This window comes from Roseicyclus marinus, from assembly GCF_030163795.1.
Lineage (GTDB): Bacteria > Pseudomonadota > Alphaproteobacteria > Rhodobacterales > Rhodobacteraceae > Roseicyclus > Roseicyclus marinus.
Genome location: NZ_JASJOF010000002.1, coordinates 107,402 through 125,831, shown reverse-complemented (window position 1 = coordinate 125,831; position 18,430 = coordinate 107,402). Strand labels below are relative to the sequence as shown.

Here is an 18,430-nt window from a genome sequence, read left to right as displayed (position 1 = left end):
GGGCGCATGGGCGGCGTGTCAGCCGTATTGCGCCAGCATTGCCTTGAGATCGTCGAGCGTATTGGCCTCGGCCACGGGTTTGTCGCGCCGCCAGCGCGCCATCCGGGGAAAGCGGAGCGCCACGCCGGATTTGTGGCGGGGGCTGGCCTGTATCCCTTCGAAGGCGATTTCGAAGACATGTTCGGGCCTGACGGCGCGCACCGGGCCGAAACGGTCGGTGGTGTTCTTGCGCACCCAAGCGGTGATTTCGCGGAATTCCGCGTCGGTGAGACCCGAATAGGCCTTGGTGAAGGGGACGAGCGCCTCGCCGTCGCGCACGGCGAAGGTGAAATCGGTGTAGAGCGTGGCGCGCCGCCCGGAGCCTGCCTGCGCATAGATCATCACGGCGTCGATGGTCAGGGGATCGAGTTTCCATTTCCACCAATCGCCGCGGCGGCGGCCCGGCAGGTAGGGGGAGGCGGCGCGTTTGAGCATCAGCCCCTCGGCCCCGATGTCGCGTGCTGTCGCGCGGGCTTGGGCGAGGTCGGTCCAGTCCTGCGCGGGCACGGGCGGGGAGAGGCGCAGCGGCAGGCCGAGGGGGAGGTCAAAGAGCGCCGTGGCCAAGGTGGCGCGGCGGCGCGACAGCGGCCAGTCGCGGATATCGGCGCCCTGCCATTCGAGGAGGTCATAGGCCATCACGATGACCGGGGCGTCGGTCAGGAGTTTTTTCGGCACGGTCTTGCGGCCGATCCGGGGTTGCAGGCTGGAGAAACCGAGGGGCGTATCGGCGGCATTGTTCCAGGCGAGAACCTCGCCGTCGATGACGGTGCCGTGGGGCAGGAAATCGGTCAGTTGCGCCAGTTCGGGAAAGCGGTCGGTCATCAACTCTTCGCCGCGGGACCACAGGTGGTGGTCGCCGCCGCGCAAGATCAGCTGGCCACGGATGCCGTCCCATTTGTGTTCGGCGATCCAGTCGGTGACAGGCCCGAGCGTTTCGGGCGCGTCCTCCAGCGGATGGGCGAGGCTGAAGGGATAGGGGCGGGAGAGGTCGGCGGCGGGATCGGGGGCGGTGATAAGGCCATCCCAGGTGATGCGGTCGGGGGACCAATCGCCCATCAGGCGGTGGGTCAGTTCGGCCTCGTCGATGCCGGTTGCCTGGGCGAGCGCGCGGGTCATCAATTTCTGGCTCACGCCCATGCGCCAGCCGCCGGTGATGAGCTTGTTGAAGACGAAGCGTTCGGTGGGGGCGAGCCCGTCCCAAGCGGTGAAGACGAAGTCCTTGCGGGTGGGGTCGTCGGCCTTGTCCAGCGCACGCAGGGCGGTGATCCAGCCGGTGAGGGATTTCTCGATCTGCGTGGCGGGCGGGGGCAGGACGAGGGCGATGGTTTCCGAGAGGTCGCCCACGACCGGGTAGCAGGCCTCGAACAGCCACAGGGAGATGCCTGCCCGTTCGGCCGCCCATTCGCGCAGGCGTGTCGAGGTGATGGAGCGGCGCGGGCGGCGCCCCGAGAGAAGCGCCACGGTCCAGAGGCGGTCATCCTCGGGGGCGGTGCGGAAATATTCCGCCAGCGCTGCGGTCTTGACGCTGGTCTTGGTGGTCTGGTCCAGCGTGGTGAAAAGGGCGGCGAAATCCTTCATCGGGGGATATGGGCGGCGAGGAAAGTGCCAAGGTCGGCCAGCGCGCGGTCGGCGGCGGGGGCGCGGCCAGCGTGGAGGTGCCAGACATGGGGCAGGACCGGCCAGAGCGACAGCTCGGCGTGATCCATGGCGGCGGCAAGGCGGCGCGCCTCATCGGCCAAGGCCTCTTCGGCCCCGGCGTGCAGGCGCGTAGGGGGCAGGCCAGTCAGGTCGCCGTGGAGGGGGGATATAGCAGGATCGGTCGGATCTACGCCGGGCAGGTAGGCACGGCGGATGCGGCGCGCCCAAGCGGGCGGGATGAGGATCTCGCCCGGGGCGGCGGCGAAGCGGGCGGCGATGTCGCCACTGAGGTCGGCGGCAGGCGCGATGAGCGCCATGGCGCGCGGCAGGGGGAGGCCCGTATCGCGGGCGTGCTGCGCGATGAGGAGCGCAAGGTTGCCGCCCGCGCTGTCGCCCGCCAGCGCCGCGGGGGGCGTTCCGGCCTCGACCAGGTGGCGGTAGGCGGCGATGGCATCCTCGCGGGCGGCGGGCGCGGGATGTTCGGGGGCGAGCCTGTAGCGGGGCATGACCACGCGCAGGCCCGCATGGGCGGCGAGATGGGCGGCAAGGGCCGCGTGGGTGCGCGGGCTGCCGATGGTGAAGCCGCCGCCGTGCAGGTACATCAGGAGGGGCGCGTCTGGGGCGACACCGGGCGGCGTCAGCCAGAGCGCGCCTGTGGCGTCTTGCCGTTGCGCGGTGCCCGGGGGGAGCGCGCTGCCCAAGCGGGACGACAGCGCGAAGAGGCCGCGCAGGAGCCGTTGGGAGGGGAGCGCGGTCAGGACCGGGCGATCGAGCCAGCGCGCGGTGCCGCGCCAGAACCGGTCAAGGGCGGTGAGGTCGGTCATTCCGGCACCTCGGTTTCCGGCGTATCGTCGAGCGTCTCGCCGCCAAACTCGGTCTGCACAATGCCTGCGTCATAGCCCTGCGCGCGGAGCCACTGGGCGAATTGGGCGGTGTAGCCATGGGTGACGAAGATCTTTTCGGCGCCGGTTTCGGCGATGGCGCTGTTCAGGCCCGCCCAATCGGCATGGTCGGAGACGACGAACCCCCGGTCGGCCGCGCGTCTGCGGCGCACGCCGCGAAGCCGCATCCAGCCCGAGGCAAAGCCGGTCGAGACGGGCCCGAATTTCCGCATCCAGGCCGAGCCGAGCGCGGAGGGTGGGGCCAGCACCATCGCCCCGCGATGCGTCTTGAGGTCGAGAGCCTGGGTAACGGGGATCGTCGCGGGAAGCGCGATGCCCTGGGCGCGCAGGACCTCGGTCGTGGCCTCGACCGCGCCATGGGTCAGGATCGGGCCGATCGAGGGGTCGAGAAGGCGCAGCACGCGCTGCGCCTTGCCCAGCGCATAGACGCCGAGGATGGCCGTCTGGCCCTTGGCGCGCGTCTCGAGCCACCAGCCGTTGATCTCGCGCGCCAGTGTCGCCTCGTCGGGCCAGCGGTAGATCGGCAGGCCGAAGGTGCATTCGGAGATGAAGGCGTGGCAGCGGAGAGGCTCGAAAGGTTCGGAAAGCCCGTCGGGTGTTGTCTTGTAATCGCCCGACACCACCCAGACCTCGCCGCCCACCTCGACCCGAATCTGGGCCGAGCCCGGCACATGGCCTGCGGGGTGGTAGCTGATCGTGGCGTCACCCATCTTGAGACGCTCGCCGTAGCGAATGGTCTGGAGCGTGATGTCGCCCAAGCGGTGGCGGATCACCGGCGCCGCCGCCTCGGTCGCGAGGTAGCGGCGGTGGCCCCAGCGGGCGTGGTCCGAATGGCCATGGGTGATCAGCGCCCGGTCCACGGGGCGCCAAGGGTCGATATGGGCATCTGCCGCCGGGCAATAGATGCCGGCTTCGGTGAAGGTCAGGACCATGGTGGGAAGGTAGCGGCCTGTGAGGGCGGCGCAAGGTGGGGGCTCTGCCCCGGTCGCCAGAGACGACGAGACCAAAGTAGGGGGCTCTGCTCCCGCCGCCTTTGGCGACTCTCTTGGCGTTTTTCCGCCAAGATGAAGGGGATCAGGCTTTTCGGCCGACGAGCAAGCGTGAGGGTGGGCGGATGGGTTGAGAGGTGGTTAAATGGGAGCACGATAGCCTCTGGAAAAACCATTTAAGCCAAAGTCACTGAGCATCTCTGAAAGCAGCTTATGGAAGGGCCTTCACTCGGCAATTAATGTAGAAGGTGAAGAGGAAAGATTATACCCCTTTTTGTGAATTCAATAATTCTAAGAATTGGGAGACCTTGGAACTTATCACTTTAAAAAGTAAGAAATGGGAGATAAGGGATTTTTCAAGTTCTTCTCGAAAGAGAAAGAGAAAGAGAAAGAGAAAGAGAAAGAGAAAGAGAAAGAGAAAGAGAAAGAGAAAGAGGGAGAAGGAGAGAGAAATAAATGGCTGAGAGGAACTTGTCCTAGGATAAAACATCTACCTGGAAATTCGGCTTTATGCAGCAGAGCAATCAGAGCCGTATGGAGTGCTAAATCCCACTGTGCAGTTATAACGCTAAGCAGCGAAGGAGCACCCCACCATGCTGACCGAGGTTCAGGCCGTCTGTCGTCCAGTTCGGACCACAAGGGATCGATCTTCGGACTTTCCTATGTCGTGCGGTCATAGGTGAACTCTATCGCGGCAGACCGGATGTGGCTTGCGATCGTGCCAATGGACGGATCTGTCGTGATCTGGTGGTAATCGTTGAGCCTGGGCCGCGCGGCGAGCGCTCCCCATTCGGCATCGCCGTTGAACGCGAAATCCGTCCAGAGCGTGCAGCAGAGGATCCGGACCGTGCCGATGCGGATCTCCTCCTTTTGCGCAAAGCGCATCCCAGCCCGCTCCGCGAGACGGCGCAGCTCGTCGTCTCCGTCGAGGCTGAAACGATAATAATCATGGTTGCCGGGCAAGATGATGACATCTTGCGGCAAGATATACTCCTCGATCTCCCGCAGGGCTCCGATCCAGTTTTGCCTCGGGTTATCGGCGATGTCGCCTGCAACGATCAGAAGATCCGGCGCGCTGTCGAGAATCCACCGCCCGAGGCCAGTCACCTGCAGCACTCGGTCGCCGACATGCCACCAGCTGTCGGCATGCAGGTCGCCAAGAACAAGGATACGGGGCTGGCGGCCCGCGACCTGATTGGTCATTGCAGGATACTCCTTGGTTCGACCTCTGACCAGAACGGATTGACCGGCAGGGTCGCTGCGCGGCGCTTGATCTCGGCGAGGCCGACAGGCCGAAAGTCCCAGACATCGACCCCGACGTTCACGCTGTTACGGCTGCCACGCCAGTTGTCATGGACATGACCGAACAGCTGCAGCGCTCCGTGCCGCGCGCCGGGAAAGGTGATCATCGGGTAGTGACACAAGGTCAGCCGCGTCTCTTCGATCACGAGCTCCACGAGGTCGTGGACGCTGGTCCATCCCGCCAGTTTCGTCATCCATGACTTGTCGTGGTTGCCGCGGACCAGATGCTTGCGGCCCGGGATGGACGCCAGATAGGCTTCAAGCTTCCTCGCCTGATCCGACCCACCGAAGGCAAAGTCACCCACGACCCACAGATCATCTTCCGACGACATGGCGGTCTGCATTCGGGTGAGGATTTGGCTGTCCATCTCCGCAGCCGACGCGAAGGGACGGTGGCAGAAGTCGATGATGCGCCGGTGCCCGAAATGCAGGTCGGCGGTGAAGAGATGGGCCATCACCAGGTCCCCTCGAACAGGTGCTGTGCTTCGATCAGCAACACGAGTTGCGCTCGCAGGAAGGCATCGACCGCAGCCGGGTCGGGCCTGAAGGCACCGCGCATGCGCTCCGGGTCAGGCTGCATCGCGCCAAGGCGATACCAGCGGGACCGGGTACGAGCGATGCCACGCTGCTGATCGAGGAAGACAAGCGGGCTCGTCACGATTGCCTCATTGTCGGCGAAGTCGGGGCTGTCTTGCACCCGACCCGCCAAGGCGAGGCTACCGCTCCACTGGATCGTGAAGGACCAGTTCAGGAGGATTGGGCTGGCTGCGACCTCGTCGGCCGACGGTCCCGCCAGCACGGCAGCAGCGGCATCGGACATCTTCTTGTTGAAGGTCATGGTTCCGATCTCCTCTTTTGAGCGCAGCTGTCGCAGATATTCCCGTACCAACCGTCGTGGCTGCGCCGCCCGGGGCTGGGGCCGCCGCAATGCTCGCAGGTCGCCGCAGCCTCGGTCTCGGCATCGGCGATCCGCGCCTGGATGCGCTCGTTGCCGCCGTCGACATAGACCCGGAGGCCACCGAACTTCTCCTTGACCTGCACGACCCGAAGCCGGGTCAGGACATCTTCCCGCCGGATCACGGCGAGATCCGCGAAAAGGCGGTCGAGGATCGGATACCAGCCCGCACCGCAGGCAAAGCCGTCGCCGAGCAGGGTCAGGCCCTTGCCTCCCGGGGCCAGCCCAAACAGGGCCGGATAGCGCTCGAGAATGTCCATCTGTTCGGGCGGGAGCTGGAAATTGTGGGGCATGTTGGTCTCCTCAATGCAGGGTGGGGCGGTTCTCGAGCACCTGGGCCCGTTCGAGCATCCGGTTGACGTCGCGCAGGCTGACGCGACCATGCAGCCGATAGGCTTCCTCGATGGTCATAAGCAGGGCGTCCACAGACGCTTCGGACAGACCCTTCTCCTCCGCCTCACGCCGGGCAAAGGTGACCAGCTGCTCCAGCGTGACGTCGGGTAGATCGATGATCGCGCAGCGGCTCAGAACCGCCTGCGGGATCGTCTGGGTCGTGTTCGAGGTCATGACCCAAGAGATGCGCGACATGTCGAAGGGCAAACGCAGCGCATGGCATTCCCACCGCGCCGCCGTAGCAGGTTCCAAAAGCCCTAGGAGCGCGTCGAAGAAGCTGAAATGGCTGCCCTTGCTGCTCGTCGCATTCTTGGCCTTGCAAAGCTCGTCGACGATGATCACCGGGTTGATGATCCGTCGCTCGAGGATCGTCTCAACCGGCTTGCCGGGCTGCTGGCCGCTCCAACCGCGCTCGAGACCCGCCAAGGCGAAACCGACGCCGCCCTTCGACGCATCCAGCTCGGCCCAGGGCAGCGCGAGGTGATCGGCAAGCGCCCGTGCCCAGACTGACTTGCCGATGCCCCAGGGCCCGTTCAGGAGGAAGGGGCGCAAAACGATCGGCCCGCCGTCCCGCGCAGCAGCCCGCAGGGCATGCCACGCATGCGTGGTGGCGGGGGCCATCCAAGGCATCCGGTCGTGCAGATCAGCTGCGATCTGGTCGGCCCAGTCGAGGCTGCCGGTCATAACAGCGGGCACGCCGGCTTCTACGGGTTTGATGCGGTCGATTTCTTCCTTCTTCAGCGCAGCGTAGGGATTGGCAGCGGTCTTCCCATCACCGGCAAGACAGCGCGCGCGACGCTGGATCTTCGCATGATCCTCAGCACTGAGCATGACCCCGTCCGGGTGGAGCGGCGGCCAAGGATAGAAGGTGTCAGCCTGCCACTCGCCCATGGCGGGGTCTTGGGCCTCCGCCATGATGGCCTGCCGTTTGGCAACGACCTCGGCGATCCGCTCCGTCGTGGGTGGATCATATCGCAGGTCGCGCAGATGCGCCTTGAAGCGCTCCACAAGCTTGTTCGCATTGTGGACCTTGGGCTGGGGTGGGACGAGCAGGAACGGGTAGAGGGTAGATGAAGTACGGGACATGCGCACGATCCGAACATACAGAGGTCGTAGGGGATCGGACGCGAGTGTGTTTGGGAAAACGGGTCAGATACGCGTGGACCGATCCCGGCGGAGAAGCCGGGTCAGATCCGTATGGTAATGGTGCGCTGCTTAACCATGCAGCGAGCATGGCGCCCCGGTCCGCTTGCGTCAAGGCCGATCATCGGCGGCTCGGTCGCTAGCGCCCATAGGGCCAGTATGGAGATGTCGGGGTATTGTCGGATTGATTTCTACTGAGCGAGGTACGACAAGTCGCAGAAGCGGCTGAGAGCGCATTGGGATAAACGGCGCATTTGAATAAGATCGGTGAGGTTTCTTATTTTTATGAATTCAGAAGCTTGCCGGTGTCGTTGCCGACCTGGTCTCCGGGACGGTCTAATGGGCGGCCATCGAGCGGAGGCAGCTGGTCGCGGGCGCGCAGCTCATCTAGGGCCGGGTTTCGTGGGAACGGTTTGACAAGGATGGGGAGGTGGTGACGTTTCAGCAGCTCCACCCTGTCGCGGAAGCAAAAAGATATCAGGCCCGAAATGTATGCGATTTCCTGATCAGGATCGGAGTGCGACCATGACTTATGCGATGGCCCAAATGGGCTATGCCGCTCGGGTCGGGCATGACAACGACGATCGCGTTTTCACAGTTCTGATTGCTGGGATCTAAGATAGGGTTGGGTTCCATACCGAGCCCGTGGAAGGTTAACGCGCGGCGTTTCATGAGGCAGGCGAGGGTTTCAGCGAGACCTGAGCTTGCATCGGTAAGGGCCCGCAAAACGCCTTCTCCGACCAAGTGATGTTCCGGGACAGTCCCGAAGTTTACCGCAAGGCGGTGATGGCAGCGGAATTGGCCGGCGAGAGCTTTAACCGATTGGCCAAGGACGTGCTCAACCGCGTCGTCGGGCAAGTCGATCCGAGACGAGGCGCAGGTGGCAAAGGTGGGTCGAACGCGGCGTCGGTAATGCAAGCGGGGCTGGCGTGTGACCATAGGCTCTGCGATCGTAACGTCATGCGCGTCATCGGAGATCTTTGGCGGGGGAACCTGCCTTTGGGCGATGCCTTCTGGAACTGGGCGGTTCTGGGCGGGCTCGTGGTCAATGTGTCGACGAGCCTTGGTTTTTTGTGGCTGATCACCATCGACCAGCCGCTGTTGGCGCTGGTGGTGGGCTACGGGCTGTCGCTGCCCTTCAATCTGGTGGCCACGATGGGCGTCTGGCGTGCGGCGGCGCGCCATGACGGACCGCGGATCCAGGCGGATCTTGCCCGGATCGCGGTGCTGGTCTGGATGGGGGCGCTGAGCCTGAGCTAGGCCTGAGGCGCCCCCGATCCCGCTAGGGTCAGCGCAGCGCCGCGCAGAAGCGCTGGATCCGGGTGCAGGCCTCGCGCAGGGTTTCGTCCGCCGTCGCATAGCTGATGCGGAAGGCGGGCGAGAGGCCGAAGGCCCCGCCGAAGACGACCGCGACGCCGGTTTCCTCCAAGAGCGCCTTGGCGAAGGTTTCGTCGGTGTCGATCAGGGTGCCGGCCTCACTCATCTTGCCGATGAGGCCCGCGATGGAGGGATAGACGTAGAAGGCGCCTTCGGGGACGGGGCATTCCATCCCCTCGATCTCGGACAGCATCGAGACCACCAGATCGCGGCGGCGTTTGAACATCTCGTTGTTGGTCGCGATGTAGTCTTGCAGGCCGTTCAGCGCCTCGACCGCGGCCCATTGGCTGACCGAACAGGGGTTGGAGGTCGATTGCGACTGGACCTTGCCCATGGCCTTGATGATCTCGACCGGGCCTGCTGCGTAGCCGATGCGCCAGCCGGTCATGGCATAGGCCTTGGATACGCCGTTGCAGGTGAGCGTGCGGTCATAGAGGCCCGGTTCGACCTGCGCAGGCGTGGCGAATTCGTAATCGTCGTAGACGAGGTGTTCGTACATGTCGTCGGTCATGACCCAGACATGGGGATGGCGCATCAGCACATCGGTCAGGCCCTTGAGCTCGGCCGCCGTATAGCCCGCGCCCGTCGGGTTCGAGGGCGAGTTGAAGATGAACCACTTGGTCTTGGGGGTGATCGCGGCCTCCAGATCCTCGGGCGTGATCTTGTAGCCATTCTGGCTTGGCCCTTCGACGAAAACGGGGGTGCCGCCCGCGAGCAGCACCATGTCGGGATAGCTGACCCAGTAGGGAGCGGGGATAATCACCTCGTCGCCGGGGTTAAGGGTGGCCATCAGCGCATTGTAGAGGATCTGCTTGCCGCCGGTGCCGACGGTCACCTGCGCGGGCGTGTAGTCGAGATCGTTGTCGCGTTTGAACTTGGCGCAGATCGCCTTTTTCAGCTCGGGGATGCCGTCGACGGCGGTGTATTTCGTCTTGCCCGCCACGATGGCCGCAATGGCCGCATCCTTGATGTTCTGGGGCGTATCGAAATCGGGTTCGCCCGCACCCAGCCCGATCACGTCCTTGCCTTGCGCCTTGAGCTCGGCCGCGAGGTTCGAGACGGCGATGGTCGGCGAGGGTTTCACGCGCGACAGCGTGTCGGAAAGGAAGGGCATGGGAGTGCGTCCTTGTTGGGCAGGCATGGGTTTCGGGGCTGCCGGGTGGCAATTCGTCGGCCACACCATTAGGGTGCCGGCTTGTCACGATCAAGCCGGGAAGGGCCAATCGGGAAAGGGGTCAGCGATGACAAGGGAAATACAGGAAGGTCCGGGCTGGTATGACGGCGACACCGCGACCTTCGGCGACCGGATGACCGGGGCGCGCGAGGCCGCGGGCTTGAGCCAGACGGAACTGGCGCGGCGCATGGGCGTGAAGGTCAAGACGGTGCGGGCCTGGGAAAACGACCAGTCCGAACCGCGGGCCAACAAGTTGCAGATGCTGGCGGGCATGTTGGGCGTGTCGATCATGTGGCTGTTGACGGGGCAGGGCGACGGGCTGGACGGCCCGGAGACGCCCGAGCCCTTGTCCGACGACCTGCTTGCGATTCTGGGCGAATTGCGGTCGATGAAGGTGGAGCAGGCGCGGTTGGCCGAACGGATGGGGCGGTTGGAAAAGCGGCTGCGGCTGGCAATGTCGAACAGGGTGTGAGCGATGGACGAGACGCGCGAAATCCGGATCAAGCGGCTGCGGATGCGGGCCTGGCATCGCGGGATCAAGGAGATGGACCTGATCTTGGGCGGTTGGGCGGACCGCAACCTGTCGGGGGCGGATGATGCGACGCTTGATGCGTTCGAGGCGGTGATGTCCGAGGCCGATCACGACCTATACCAATGGGTGTCGGGCCAGGCGGAGGCGCCGGTGGCGCTCAGGCCGTTCCTAGACCGCTTGGCTGCCGAGGTCGGCGCGGCGCGCTGAGGCGGGGGTGTTAACCCGATCTTTCCGAATCTCATGCGAGGTCTGGGGTCGAAGCAGATGATGCGAGGCCCATGATGAGCATGCATGCCCCCCCCGCGGTGACCCGGACAGGTTTCATGTCCGCTTATCTCGAGTCGCTGGCGATGGTCGAACGGCTGCACCGGCTTTTGCTCGATGTCATCAAGGATGAGTTCGAGCGGCTTGGCATTGTGGACATCAATGCGGTGCAAGCCCTGCTCTTGTTCAACATTGGTGAACACGAGGTGACAGCGGGGGAATTGAAAAGCCGCGGCTATTACCAAGGCTCGAACGTCAGCTACAACCTGAAGAAGCTGGTCGACATGGGTTACATGCACCGCCAGCGCTGCGAGATCGACCGAAGGTCGGTGCGGGTGCGGCTGACGGATCGGGGGCGCCATGTCCGGGAGGTGGTGGCGCTTTTGTTCGCGCGCCATGCCGATGGGCTGGAACGCCATGGCGTTCTGGCGACTGACGGGATCGACCGGGTGAACCATTCGCTGAAACGGATCGAGCGGTATTGGACGGACCAGATCCGGTATATTTATTAGGGTCTGGGGACAGGATCGGGCAGGCAAGGCAGAGGGATATTCAGGGGACCAAGACGGGTAAAGCTTTGGTCAGTGCGGAGACCCGTTTCAGCCGCAGCGGCGACCCTGTCTGGGGGAGAAGCCGCCGAATTCGACCGAGATCGTCAGTTCCAGGGCCGGTTGCGCATCGGCGATCACCGATTGCCGGCGCAACAGCTCGCTTTGCAGGCTGACGCATTCATTGACGTAATCGAGGCCGAGCCCGATCGCGCGTTGTGTGTCGCGGTCGAAATCATAGGTGACGCGCGCCGTGCCGCCCCAATCCAGTTCGCGCGCGAGCGAAAAGGCGTGGGTGTCGACCTCGGCATCGTCGATGCTGTAATTCGTGAGTAGGCTGGAGGACCAGAGCTCCCCATCGTCGAAGGTGAAGCCCCCGGCGGCGAAGGAGGTGTCGGTGCTGCTCCGGTCGCGGGTGAGGTTGGACAGGAGCGTCAGCCCGTCGAGAACCGTCCAAGACAGGTTGGCGGACACAAGCTCGGTAATGGCGCTGGTGCCGAGATTCTGATCGATCTCGGACCGTGCATAGGCCGCCCCAAGTTGCCCGCGGTCCCACGCATAGGACAAGGCTGCCGTCCGGCGCACCGGGTCAAAATCGCCATTGTGGACTTGGCTGCCCGTCACGGTCAGGCCTGCGGCGCTGTAACCAAGCCGTGCGGTGTAAAGCGGACCGCCATCATAGCCCCCGGCAGGAATGTTCCACAGGAAATCCCGCTCGATCCGTGTGCCGAAGGACCAGCCACTGCTCAGGAAGACATCGTAGTCGAAGCCGATCTCGGTTGAATCGACATCCCTCGGACGGTCAAGCCGTCGGAAACGGTCGAGCGCAAAGCGGTTGTAGGGGTCGAAGTCGTCGATCGTGCCATCGATGCTGGGCACGACGGGTGCAGTACCACGAAAGGCGATCTGGCGCAGGAAGGGTTCGAAACTGTGGCGGGTGCCATTCGCCAAGGTGCGCTCCCACGGCCAGCGGAGTGCCACAACGGCCAGATTCTGGGTGGTGCGTTGCCGGGCTATGGCGGCGGGATCGTCGCTGATGTCGTAATTGTCGGAAAACGTGGCGAGTTCCCCGTCGAGGACGAAGCCTGCGCCGATGTCCCAGCTTTCGCGCCAGCGCAGGCCTGCGAAGACGCGTTCGATGTCGCGCCGGCGCGTGCTGGCGGGGGCGAATTCGTTGTATTCCGCCTGCGCCACCGTGCTGAACAGGAATTCGCCCGGCAATCCGTCAATCTCGAACCAGCGCGAATATTCCGCGTTCAGATCGGACGAAGGATGGTCGGTCGTCACGTCGGATGGTTGCAGGCTTTCGAGGATACGACCGTTGAATGAGACGATTTCGCCCGGTCGCGACCGGTTGACAGACAGCGACGAGATCAAGGTCGACACGTCGAAACTGAGCGGAATGCCAGTGAAAGTCTCGGTTCTGCCGCCGAGGAAATTCTGATCGGCCAGATAAGTGCGGTGACTGGAATCCTGCACCTGAAAGGAGACGTCGAACCCCGAGGGGAACGAAAAGGCGCCGTTGCCGAAGACATAGGCCTGCGCCCCGCGCGAATTCAGCCCCTGCCGGCTGATGGCGCCGTTGAACTCGATATCGCCATAGGCAAAGGACTGGCGGTAGCGCGCTTCGAGCGTGTTGAGCGTGCTGGTGCTGCCGCCAAGCGAGATGTTGGGGGCCAGCGTCACATCGGCATGATCGCCAAGCGTGATGAAATAGGGCAGGCGGAGCGTCGTGCCCGAGACGCTGCTGGACCGGATCGAGGCGCGCAAAAAGCCGTTCGCGCGTTCCACCGTCGGGTCAGGCATCCGCAGGTAGGGGAGGTAGCCCACGGGTACGCCCGCGACGCGGAATTGCGCGTTGCGCAGGTAGATCATCCGCTCCTGCTGGTCATGGGTCGCGCGCTGGGCGCGGATTTCCCACAGCGGCGTCGGGCGATTCTCGCAGACCTGGCAATAGGAGGCGGTGACCAGACGCCATTCGGTAAAGCGGCCCTCGGTCCGCTCCATCTCGGCTGAGGCGAGTTGCAGCTGGTCCTGCATCAGGTGACGTGCCGAGATCAGGACGAAATCCTGCATGTCGGTGGACAGATCGGCGAAATCGGCGAAGGTGCGTGTGCCGTTGGTCGTGTCCTGAATGGTCAGCGGACCGACCACAGACACCCGGCCTTCTGCCCCCTGATAGACGACGGAGGAGGCCGTAAGACGCCGCCCTTCGTTGTAGATTTCGATGTTGCCGCGCGCTTCCAAGGTTTCGGTCGCGGGGTCGTATTGCATCTCGTCGGCAACCATGAAGCTGCCCTGAAACTCGGTCGGGGTTTCGGCGATGCCGGTCGAACTGGCGACGCAAACGCCCAATGCGGCCGCCCAAACGGTCGATTTGGCGAGGCCGATGGCCCGCCTGCGACGGCGGTCGCGCACCTGTTTTGAAGACCGTCTGAAATCCAGCACTGGCAGCTCTTTATTCGTCCGCCGCCGACTTCCCCAAGACGGCTTGCGGGTGGTCTCGCGACCACGGGGGGAGCCTAGGGAATATTCCGTGGCTTGGCCAGTGCCAAGGTCCGCGCGGGTGCAGGGTGTTGCATGATCTTTGGGGCGGCGGCCCGGGCCTCAGCCTTCGGCCGCATCCTCGCCGGGCAGGCGCGGCAGGTCGTGGCCCGCCGCCTCGAGCGCGGGGCGGATCTGGGTGCGGATCGCGCGTTCTGTGACGGGGCCGCGGAAATGCAGGACGACCGTGCCCGTGTCGTCGATGAAGAAGGTTTCGGGCATGGCGACAACACCCCAATCGGCGCCGTTGCGGGCCTGATCGTCGCGGCCGATCGCGTCATAGGGATTGCCCAGCTCGTCGAGGAACCCGAGCGCCTGGTCGATCCGGTCGCGGTAATTCACACCGTAAAGCGGCACGCCCGCCTCGGCCAGCGCGGTCAGAACGGGATGCTCGGCCCGGCAGGGCGGGCACCATGAAGCGAAGAAATTCACCATGACAAGGCCATTGCCCTCGAGCGCGTCGCGCGTGAGGAGCGGCGTCTGGCCCAGTGGCTGGAGGTTCAGGCCGGGGGCTGCGCGGCCCTGTTGTGCCGAAGGCAGGGCCTGCGTGTCGACGCCTTGTTGCAGGGCGTTTTGGTTGTTCATCAGCTGGTAGCCCGCGACGCCGAAGAACCCCATGGTCAGCACCACGGGCAAGACCATCAGCCAATTCAGTTTCATGCGCTGCGGCCCCGGCGGTTTTCGACGTTTTCAAGCTGGGCGCGCACCCGCCGCGCCTTCCACACCGAGGCGATGATGACGGCGATCAGAAGGCCCAGCGACACGGCATAGGAGGACAGGACGGGCAGTGCGTAGGTGCCGAGATCGGGCATTTTCAGGCCATCCTTTCCTGCGCGATCAGCGCCTTGAGGCGGCGGGCGCGAATCTCTGTCTGGGTGCGGTAGAGCACGAGCGCGATGAAGAGAAAGCCGAAGCCCGCGAGCGTGATGACCAGCGGATACCAGAAGACGTTGGCGATGTTCTGTTCCCGGTCGAGCGAGAGCGTCGCGCCCTGGTGCAGGCCCTGGTTCCAGAACAGGAGCGCATAGCGCGAGATCACGGCGAAGACCGAGCCCACGAGGCAGAGGACAGCGGTCAGGTCCGCCGCGCTGTCGGGATTGTCGATGGCTTCCCAAAGAGCCATGTAGCCGAGGTAGAAGAGGAACAGGATCAGGAAGGAGGTCAGGCGCGGGTCCCATTCCCACCACGTGCCCCACATCGGCTGCCCCCAGAGCGCGCCGGTGGCTAGCGCGATCAGGGTGAAGACCATGCCCACGGGAGCTGCGGCCTTGGCCGCGAGCGCGCTGACGTGATGGCGGCGGATGACCCAGATGAGCGAGGCGACCAACATCATCAGCCACGCATTGATAGCCATGATGGCAGAGGGGACGTGGACATAGATGATCTTGACCGTCGATCCCTGCCGGAAGTCGTCGGGGGTGAAGAAAAAGCCCCAGACAAGGCCCGTGACAAGGCAAAGCGCCGCGACGCCCGCCGTCCACGGCAGGAGAGCGGCGGAGGTCGCCATGAACTTGCGCGGGTTCGCGTATTCCCAGATCGATGCCATGGCGCGGAACTTAGTCAGGGCTGGTTGCGCTCACAATGGGGCAACATCGCGCGGGCCTAGCGCAGATTGACGCGGAGGGCTGCGGCAGCGGCAAAGGGCAGAATGGCAAGGCTGCCCAAGGTGATGCCGCCCATCAAGATCAGCGGCGTGAGCGCGTCGAGCCCATCGGCCCCGCGCGTCACGCAAAGCGCGCCGAAGATCAGCGTGGGCATATAGAGCGGCAAGACGAGGAGCGAGAGGAGAAGTCCGCCGCGCTTGATCCCCACGGTCAGCGCCGCGCCGAATGTGCCGATGGCCGAGAGCGCGGGTGTGCCGAGCGCCAGCGCCGCGACAAGCCACGGATAGGCGGGGCCGGGCAGATTGAGCAAAAGGCCGAGCATGGGGGCGGCGGCGACGAGGGGAAGGCCGGTCGTGATCCAATGCGCCAGCGCCTTCATCGCGGCCAGCCCCTCGAGTGGCACCGGGCTGGTGGCGATGAGGTCGAGGGTGCCGTCCTCCCAATCGAGTTGAAAGATGCGGTCGAGCGACAGGAGGCAGGCCAAAAGCGCGCCGAGCCAGAGGATGCCCGGCGCGATCTCGGCCAGCACTTGCGTCTGCGGCCCGACGCCGAAGGGGACAAGTGTCGTGAAGATCAGGAAAAACGCCAAGGACAGGCCGAAGCCGCCGCCGGCACGGATCGCCAGGGCGAGGTCGCGTTTCAGAAGGCCGATCATGCCAGACGCTCCGCAAACGGGTCGTCGGTGCGGATGCGTTTGGCTACGAAGGGCGTGATGTCGAGCGTTTCGGCCTGTGGCAGGCCAAGGTCGATATGGGTGGCGATGATCGCGCTGCCGCCCTGTTCCAGATGGGCTGTGACGGCTGTGGCGAAACGGGCGACGTTCTCGGCATCGAGCGAAACGGTTGGCTCGTCCAGGCACCAGACCGGGCGGCCCGTGACCAGAAGGCGGGCGAGAGACAGGCGGCGTTTCTGACCCGCCGACATTTCGCCCGCGCGGCGGTCGAGCAGGGGGCCGAGGTGAAAGGCCGCGATGGCCGGTGCGGGGTCGTTCGTGCCGAAGACGGAAGCCCAGAATTGCAGGTTCTCAAGGACTGTCATTTGCGCCTTGAGCCCATCGGCGTGGGAGGCATAGGCGATGGCGTCGGGGTCGGCGTCGATCCGTCCGACCAAGGGCGGGGTGAGGCCCGCAAGTGTGCGCAATAGCGTGGTTTTCCCAGCCCCATTCGGGCCGCGCAGGATCAGCGCCTGCCCAGAAGCCACCGCGAAGGTGACGCCCGCGAGGATCTGGGCGGGGCCACGGGCGCAGGCAAGGTCGGTGACGCGCAGGGTGATCATGGCCAGCAGCGGTAAAGGATTGGTGGCGCAAGGGGAAGCGGTGTCGGGACGGATGCGGCGGCAGGAACGCGCGCGGCGGGGCATTGCCCATGACGCGCGCGATGGAGTAAGGAGCGCGCGATCAGCATCACAAAGCATCTAGAGGACGCCATGGCAGGCCATTCCAAATGGGCGAATATCCAGCACCGCAAGGGCAAGCAGGACAAGATCCGCGCCAAGGTTTTCTCCAAATTGTCCAAGGAAATCACGGTCGCGGCCAAGATGGGCGACCCCGATCCCGACAAGAACCCGCGCCTGCGTCTGGCCGTGAAGGAAGCGAAATCGAACTCGGTTCCCAAGGACGTGATCGAGCGCGCGATCAAGAAGGCGGTCGGCGGGGACGCCGAAAACTATGAAGAAATCCGCTACGAGGGCTATGGCCCGAACGGCGTGGCGGTGATCGTGGAAGCGATGACCGACAACCGCAACCGCACCGCATCGAGCGTGCGGTCGCTCTTTGCCAAGCATGGCGGGAATTTGGGCGAGACCGGATCGGTCGCCTTCATGTTCGAGCGCAAGGGCCAGGTGAGCTATCCGTTGTCGGCCGGTGATGCCGACACCATCATGATGGCTGCCATCGAGGCGGGCGCTGAAGATGTCGAGACAAATCAAGGGGATGGCGACGAAGATCCCGGTTCCCACATCATCTGGTGCGCCGATACCGATCTGAGCGAGGTGTCCAACGCGCTGGAAGAGGCGCTGGGCGAGAGCCTTTCGGCCAAGTTCGTCTGGCGGCCCAGCACCACGACCGATCTGGGGCTGGAGGATGCGCAAAAGCTGATGAAGCTGATCGAGGCGCTGGAAGACGACGATGACGTGCAGAATGTCACGGCGAATTTCGAGATCTCCGACGAGGTGATGGCGCAGCTCTGAGGGGTGCTTGGTGCGCCGTGACGGGCGCATCCGACATATGGGGCTGGAGGGTGCGGGGGTATTGCGCCTGAAGGCGCATCCTACACGGGCGTGGCGTGTTGAGGTTTGTTGACGAAAGCTTTCCGGGGCGAGGGTGTATGTTGGCGGAGTGTTAACGGTATCGCCCCGATGTCTCACGCACCCAAGTCGTCGCGGAAGCGGTCCATCTGGTGCATCCGCGCGTGCAGGATCGTGAAGATCCCGATGTCGCCATTCGCAAGCCGCCGCCAATAGATGACATGCTGTGCGTGGCGGACATAGAAACCCGTGACCCCGAAATCGGCAGGGATGGGTCGTGACAGGATCGAGCTGGTTTCGATGCGGTCGAAAGCGGCGAAAAGATCGGTGATGTAGCGGTCAGCCTGTTCGACGCCCCAGCGGTCGCGCGTGTAGCGGTAGATCTCGTCGAGGCGGAGCGAGGCAGCCTCCTGGATGCGGATGGCCATGGCGTCAGCCGCGGTTGCGCGCGATCACCTCGGCGGCGGTAAGGGGGCGATAGCTGTCCTCGGGGGCCGCGAAGGCGCGGGTGAGTTCGGCCTTTAGGCGGTCGAAGGCTTCTTGCTCCACGCGTTCCTTGTCGCGGCGGATCAGGTCGCGGATGTATTCGCTGATATTCTCGTAAGACCCGTTCTCGCCCACGTTCGAGGCGACGAAATCGCTGAGCGCGCCGCTGATGCGCACGGTCATGGTGGTGGTCTGGGACATGGGGACCTCCGATGGATGTCTTCAAGATAAGGAAAATTGAAGACGCAGGCAAGGCGCGTGGTGCTCTGCGTGCCGCCGCGATGATCTGTCCATGC

At 64.4% G+C, this 18,430-nt stretch carries 22 protein-coding genes; 5 read left to right on the top strand and 17 right to left on the bottom strand.

Annotated elements, in window-relative coordinates; genetic code table 11:
- Window positions 1-18: 18 nt before the first annotated feature.
- The 8 genes from QQK63_RS03430 to QQK63_RS03395 all read right to left on the bottom strand — a co-directional run bounded on the left by QQK63_RS03430 (window position 19) and on the right by QQK63_RS03395 (window position 7,304).
- Window positions 19-1,617 carry an ATP-dependent DNA ligase gene (locus tag QQK63_RS03430; protein ID WP_277827534.1) on the bottom strand — a complete coding sequence of 533 codons (1,599 nt, stop codon included), beginning with the start codon at window positions 1,615-1,617 and terminating at the stop codon, window positions 19-21.
- Window positions 1,614-2,501 (bottom strand): alpha/beta hydrolase, encoded by an 888-nt coding sequence (locus QQK63_RS03425; RefSeq protein ID WP_277827536.1) that lies wholly within the window; start codon window positions 2,499-2,501, stop codon window positions 1,614-1,616. The genes QQK63_RS03430 and QQK63_RS03425 overlap by 4 nt, the downstream gene beginning before the upstream one ends.
- Window positions 2,498-3,511, bottom strand: a complete 1,014-nt coding sequence (locus QQK63_RS03420) for a ligase-associated DNA damage response exonuclease (RefSeq protein WP_277827538.1) — start codon at window positions 3,509-3,511, stop codon at window positions 2,498-2,500. Before QQK63_RS03420 ends, QQK63_RS03425 begins: the two co-directional genes overlap by 4 nt.
- Window positions 3,512-4,228: 717 nt before the next feature.
- The gene (locus QQK63_RS03415) at window positions 4,229-4,771 is read right to left on the bottom strand and encodes a metallophosphoesterase (RefSeq protein ID WP_277827540.1); all 543 of its coding nucleotides are present in this window, start codon (window positions 4,769-4,771) and stop codon (window positions 4,229-4,231) included.
- Window positions 4,768-5,325, bottom strand: a complete 558-nt coding sequence (locus QQK63_RS03410; protein ID WP_277827542.1) for a metallophosphoesterase — start codon at window positions 5,323-5,325, stop codon at window positions 4,768-4,770. The genes QQK63_RS03415 and QQK63_RS03410 overlap by 4 nt, the downstream gene beginning before the upstream one ends.
- Window positions 5,325-5,708, bottom strand: a complete 384-nt coding sequence (locus QQK63_RS03405; protein WP_277827544.1) for a DUF6634 family protein — start codon at window positions 5,706-5,708, stop codon at window positions 5,325-5,327. The genes QQK63_RS03410 and QQK63_RS03405 overlap by 1 nt, the downstream gene beginning before the upstream one ends.
- Window positions 5,705-6,118: a hypothetical protein gene (locus tag QQK63_RS03400; RefSeq protein WP_277827546.1), complete on the bottom strand. Its 414-nt coding sequence runs from the start codon at window positions 6,116-6,118 to the stop codon at window positions 5,705-5,707. The genes QQK63_RS03405 and QQK63_RS03400 overlap by 4 nt, the downstream gene beginning before the upstream one ends.
- Window positions 6,119-6,128: 10 nt before the next feature.
- Window positions 6,129-7,304, bottom strand: a complete 1,176-nt coding sequence (locus tag QQK63_RS03395) for an AAA family ATPase (protein ID WP_277827548.1) — start codon at window positions 7,302-7,304, stop codon at window positions 6,129-6,131.
- A gap of 804 nt (window positions 7,305-8,108) precedes the next feature.
- On the opposite strand from QQK63_RS03395, the gene QQK63_RS03390 reads away from it, so the two are divergent.
- On the top strand, window positions 8,109-8,621 hold the full coding sequence (locus QQK63_RS03390) for a hypothetical protein (RefSeq protein ID WP_277827550.1): 513 nt from the start codon (window positions 8,109-8,111) through the stop codon (window positions 8,619-8,621).
- Window positions 8,622-8,649: 28 nt separating this feature from the next.
- Here QQK63_RS03390 and QQK63_RS03385 read toward each other — a convergent pair whose 3' ends face one another.
- Window positions 8,650-9,852 (bottom strand): pyridoxal phosphate-dependent aminotransferase, encoded by a 1,203-nt coding sequence (locus QQK63_RS03385; RefSeq protein ID WP_277827552.1) that lies wholly within the window; start codon window positions 9,850-9,852, stop codon window positions 8,650-8,652.
- Between the two features lie 127 nt (window positions 9,853-9,979).
- On the opposite strand from QQK63_RS03385, the gene QQK63_RS03380 reads away from it, so the two are divergent.
- From QQK63_RS03380 to QQK63_RS03370, 3 genes are all read left to right on the top strand, one after another.
- Window positions 9,980-10,384, top strand: a complete 405-nt coding sequence (locus QQK63_RS03380) for a helix-turn-helix domain-containing protein (RefSeq protein ID WP_277827554.1) — start codon at window positions 9,980-9,982, stop codon at window positions 10,382-10,384.
- 3 nt (window positions 10,385-10,387) lie between these two features.
- Entirely contained in the window at window positions 10,388-10,651 is a 264-nt protein-coding gene (locus QQK63_RS03375; RefSeq protein WP_277827556.1) for an FAD assembly factor SdhE, read from the top strand.
- Window positions 10,652-10,725: 74 nt separating this feature from the next.
- Window positions 10,726-11,220, top strand: coding sequence for a winged helix DNA-binding protein (locus QQK63_RS03370; RefSeq protein ID WP_277827837.1), 495 nt, complete (start codon window positions 10,726-10,728; stop codon window positions 11,218-11,220).
- An 87-nt stretch (window positions 11,221-11,307) separates the two neighbouring features.
- Here the strand turns inward: QQK63_RS03370 and QQK63_RS03365 are convergent, their stop codons facing one another.
- From QQK63_RS03365 to ccmA, 6 genes are all read right to left on the bottom strand, one after another.
- Window positions 11,308-13,674, bottom strand: a complete 2,367-nt coding sequence (locus tag QQK63_RS03365; protein ID WP_284283173.1) for an LPS-assembly protein LptD — start codon at window positions 13,672-13,674, stop codon at window positions 11,308-11,310.
- Between the two features lie 189 nt (window positions 13,675-13,863).
- Entirely contained in the window at window positions 13,864-14,460 is a 597-nt protein-coding gene (locus QQK63_RS03360) for a DsbE family thiol:disulfide interchange protein (protein ID WP_277827560.1), read from the bottom strand.
- Window positions 14,457-14,612, bottom strand: a complete 156-nt coding sequence (ccmD, locus tag QQK63_RS03355) for a heme exporter protein CcmD (RefSeq protein WP_277827562.1) — start codon at window positions 14,610-14,612, stop codon at window positions 14,457-14,459. Before ccmD ends, QQK63_RS03360 begins: the two co-directional genes overlap by 4 nt.
- Window positions 14,613-14,614: 2 nt before the next feature.
- Window positions 14,615-15,346, bottom strand: coding sequence for a heme ABC transporter permease (locus tag QQK63_RS03350; RefSeq protein ID WP_277827564.1), 732 nt, complete (start codon window positions 15,344-15,346; stop codon window positions 14,615-14,617).
- A gap of 56 nt (window positions 15,347-15,402) precedes the next feature.
- Complete coding sequence (gene ccmB / locus QQK63_RS03345) at window positions 15,403-16,059, bottom strand: heme exporter protein CcmB (protein ID WP_277827566.1); 657 nt, start codon at window positions 16,057-16,059, stop codon at window positions 15,403-15,405.
- Window positions 16,056-16,676 (bottom strand): heme ABC exporter ATP-binding protein CcmA, encoded by a 621-nt coding sequence (ccmA, locus tag QQK63_RS03340; RefSeq protein WP_277827839.1) that lies wholly within the window; start codon window positions 16,674-16,676, stop codon window positions 16,056-16,058. The genes ccmB and ccmA overlap by 4 nt, the downstream gene beginning before the upstream one ends.
- Before the next feature lie 153 nt (window positions 16,677-16,829).
- On the opposite strand from ccmA, the gene QQK63_RS03335 reads away from it, so the two are divergent.
- Complete coding sequence (locus QQK63_RS03335) at window positions 16,830-17,591, top strand: YebC/PmpR family DNA-binding transcriptional regulator (RefSeq protein WP_277827568.1); 762 nt, start codon at window positions 16,830-16,832, stop codon at window positions 17,589-17,591.
- A 173-nt stretch (window positions 17,592-17,764) separates the two neighbouring features.
- Here QQK63_RS03335 and QQK63_RS03330 read toward each other — a convergent pair whose 3' ends face one another.
- Together QQK63_RS03330 and QQK63_RS03325 are read right to left on the bottom strand one after the other, a co-directional pair.
- A complete protein-coding gene (locus QQK63_RS03330) occupies window positions 17,765-18,076 on the bottom strand; it encodes a type II toxin-antitoxin system RelE/ParE family toxin (protein ID WP_277827570.1) in 312 nt (103 codons plus the stop codon).
- 4 nt (window positions 18,077-18,080) lie between these two features.
- Window positions 18,081-18,335 (bottom strand): ribbon-helix-helix domain-containing protein, encoded by a 255-nt coding sequence (locus QQK63_RS03325; protein ID WP_277827572.1) that lies wholly within the window; start codon window positions 18,333-18,335, stop codon window positions 18,081-18,083.
- Window positions 18,336-18,430: the final 95 nt, after the last annotated feature.

Excerpts from the sequence above, each read along its gene's own strand:
- QQK63_RS03430 (WP_277827534.1), bottom strand. The coding sequence starts at position 1,617 with ATGAAGGATTTCGCCGCCCTTTTCACCACGCTGGACCAGACCACCAAG.
- QQK63_RS03425 (WP_277827536.1), bottom strand. The coding sequence starts at position 2,501 with ATGACCGACCTCACCGCCCTTGACCGGTTCTGGCGCGGCACCGCGCGC.
- QQK63_RS03420 (WP_277827538.1), bottom strand. The coding sequence starts at position 3,511 with ATGGTCCTGACCTTCACCGAAGCCGGCATCTATTGCCCGGCGGCAGAT.
- QQK63_RS03415 (WP_277827540.1), bottom strand. The coding sequence starts at position 4,771 with ATGACCAATCAGGTCGCGGGCCGCCAGCCCCGTATCCTTGTTCTTGGC.
- QQK63_RS03410 (WP_277827542.1), bottom strand. The coding sequence starts at position 5,325 with ATGGCCCATCTCTTCACCGCCGACCTGCATTTCGGGCACCGGCGCATC.
- QQK63_RS03405 (WP_277827544.1), bottom strand. The coding sequence starts at position 5,708 with ATGACCTTCAACAAGAAGATGTCCGATGCCGCTGCTGCCGTGCTGGCG.
- QQK63_RS03400 (WP_277827546.1), bottom strand. The coding sequence starts at position 6,118 with ATGCCCCACAATTTCCAGCTCCCGCCCGAACAGATGGACATTCTCGAG.
- QQK63_RS03395 (WP_277827548.1), bottom strand. The coding sequence starts at position 7,304 with ATGTCCCGTACTTCATCTACCCTCTACCCGTTCCTGCTCGTCCCACCC.
- QQK63_RS03390 (WP_277827550.1), top strand. The coding sequence starts at position 8,109 with ATGTTCCGGGACAGTCCCGAAGTTTACCGCAAGGCGGTGATGGCAGCG.
- QQK63_RS03385 (WP_277827552.1), bottom strand. The coding sequence starts at position 9,852 with ATGCCCTTCCTTTCCGACACGCTGTCGCGCGTGAAACCCTCGCCGACC.
- QQK63_RS03380 (WP_277827554.1), top strand. The coding sequence starts at position 9,980 with ATGACAAGGGAAATACAGGAAGGTCCGGGCTGGTATGACGGCGACACC.
- QQK63_RS03375 (WP_277827556.1), top strand. The coding sequence starts at position 10,388 with ATGGACGAGACGCGCGAAATCCGGATCAAGCGGCTGCGGATGCGGGCC.
- QQK63_RS03370 (WP_277827837.1), top strand. The coding sequence starts at position 10,726 with ATGAGCATGCATGCCCCCCCCGCGGTGACCCGGACAGGTTTCATGTCC.
- QQK63_RS03360 (WP_277827560.1), bottom strand. The coding sequence starts at position 14,460 with ATGAAACTGAATTGGCTGATGGTCTTGCCCGTGGTGCTGACCATGGGG.
- ccmD (WP_277827562.1), bottom strand. The coding sequence starts at position 14,612 with ATGCCCGATCTCGGCACCTACGCACTGCCCGTCCTGTCCTCCTATGCC.
- QQK63_RS03350 (WP_277827564.1), bottom strand. The coding sequence starts at position 15,346 with ATGGCATCGATCTGGGAATACGCGAACCCGCGCAAGTTCATGGCGACC.
- ccmB (WP_277827566.1), bottom strand. The coding sequence starts at position 16,059 with ATGATCGGCCTTCTGAAACGCGACCTCGCCCTGGCGATCCGTGCCGGC.
- QQK63_RS03335 (WP_277827568.1), top strand. The coding sequence starts at position 16,830 with ATGGCAGGCCATTCCAAATGGGCGAATATCCAGCACCGCAAGGGCAAG.
- QQK63_RS03330 (WP_277827570.1), bottom strand. The coding sequence starts at position 18,076 with ATGGCCATCCGCATCCAGGAGGCTGCCTCGCTCCGCCTCGACGAGATC.
- QQK63_RS03325 (WP_277827572.1), bottom strand. The coding sequence starts at position 18,335 with ATGTCCCAGACCACCACCATGACCGTGCGCATCAGCGGCGCGCTCAGC.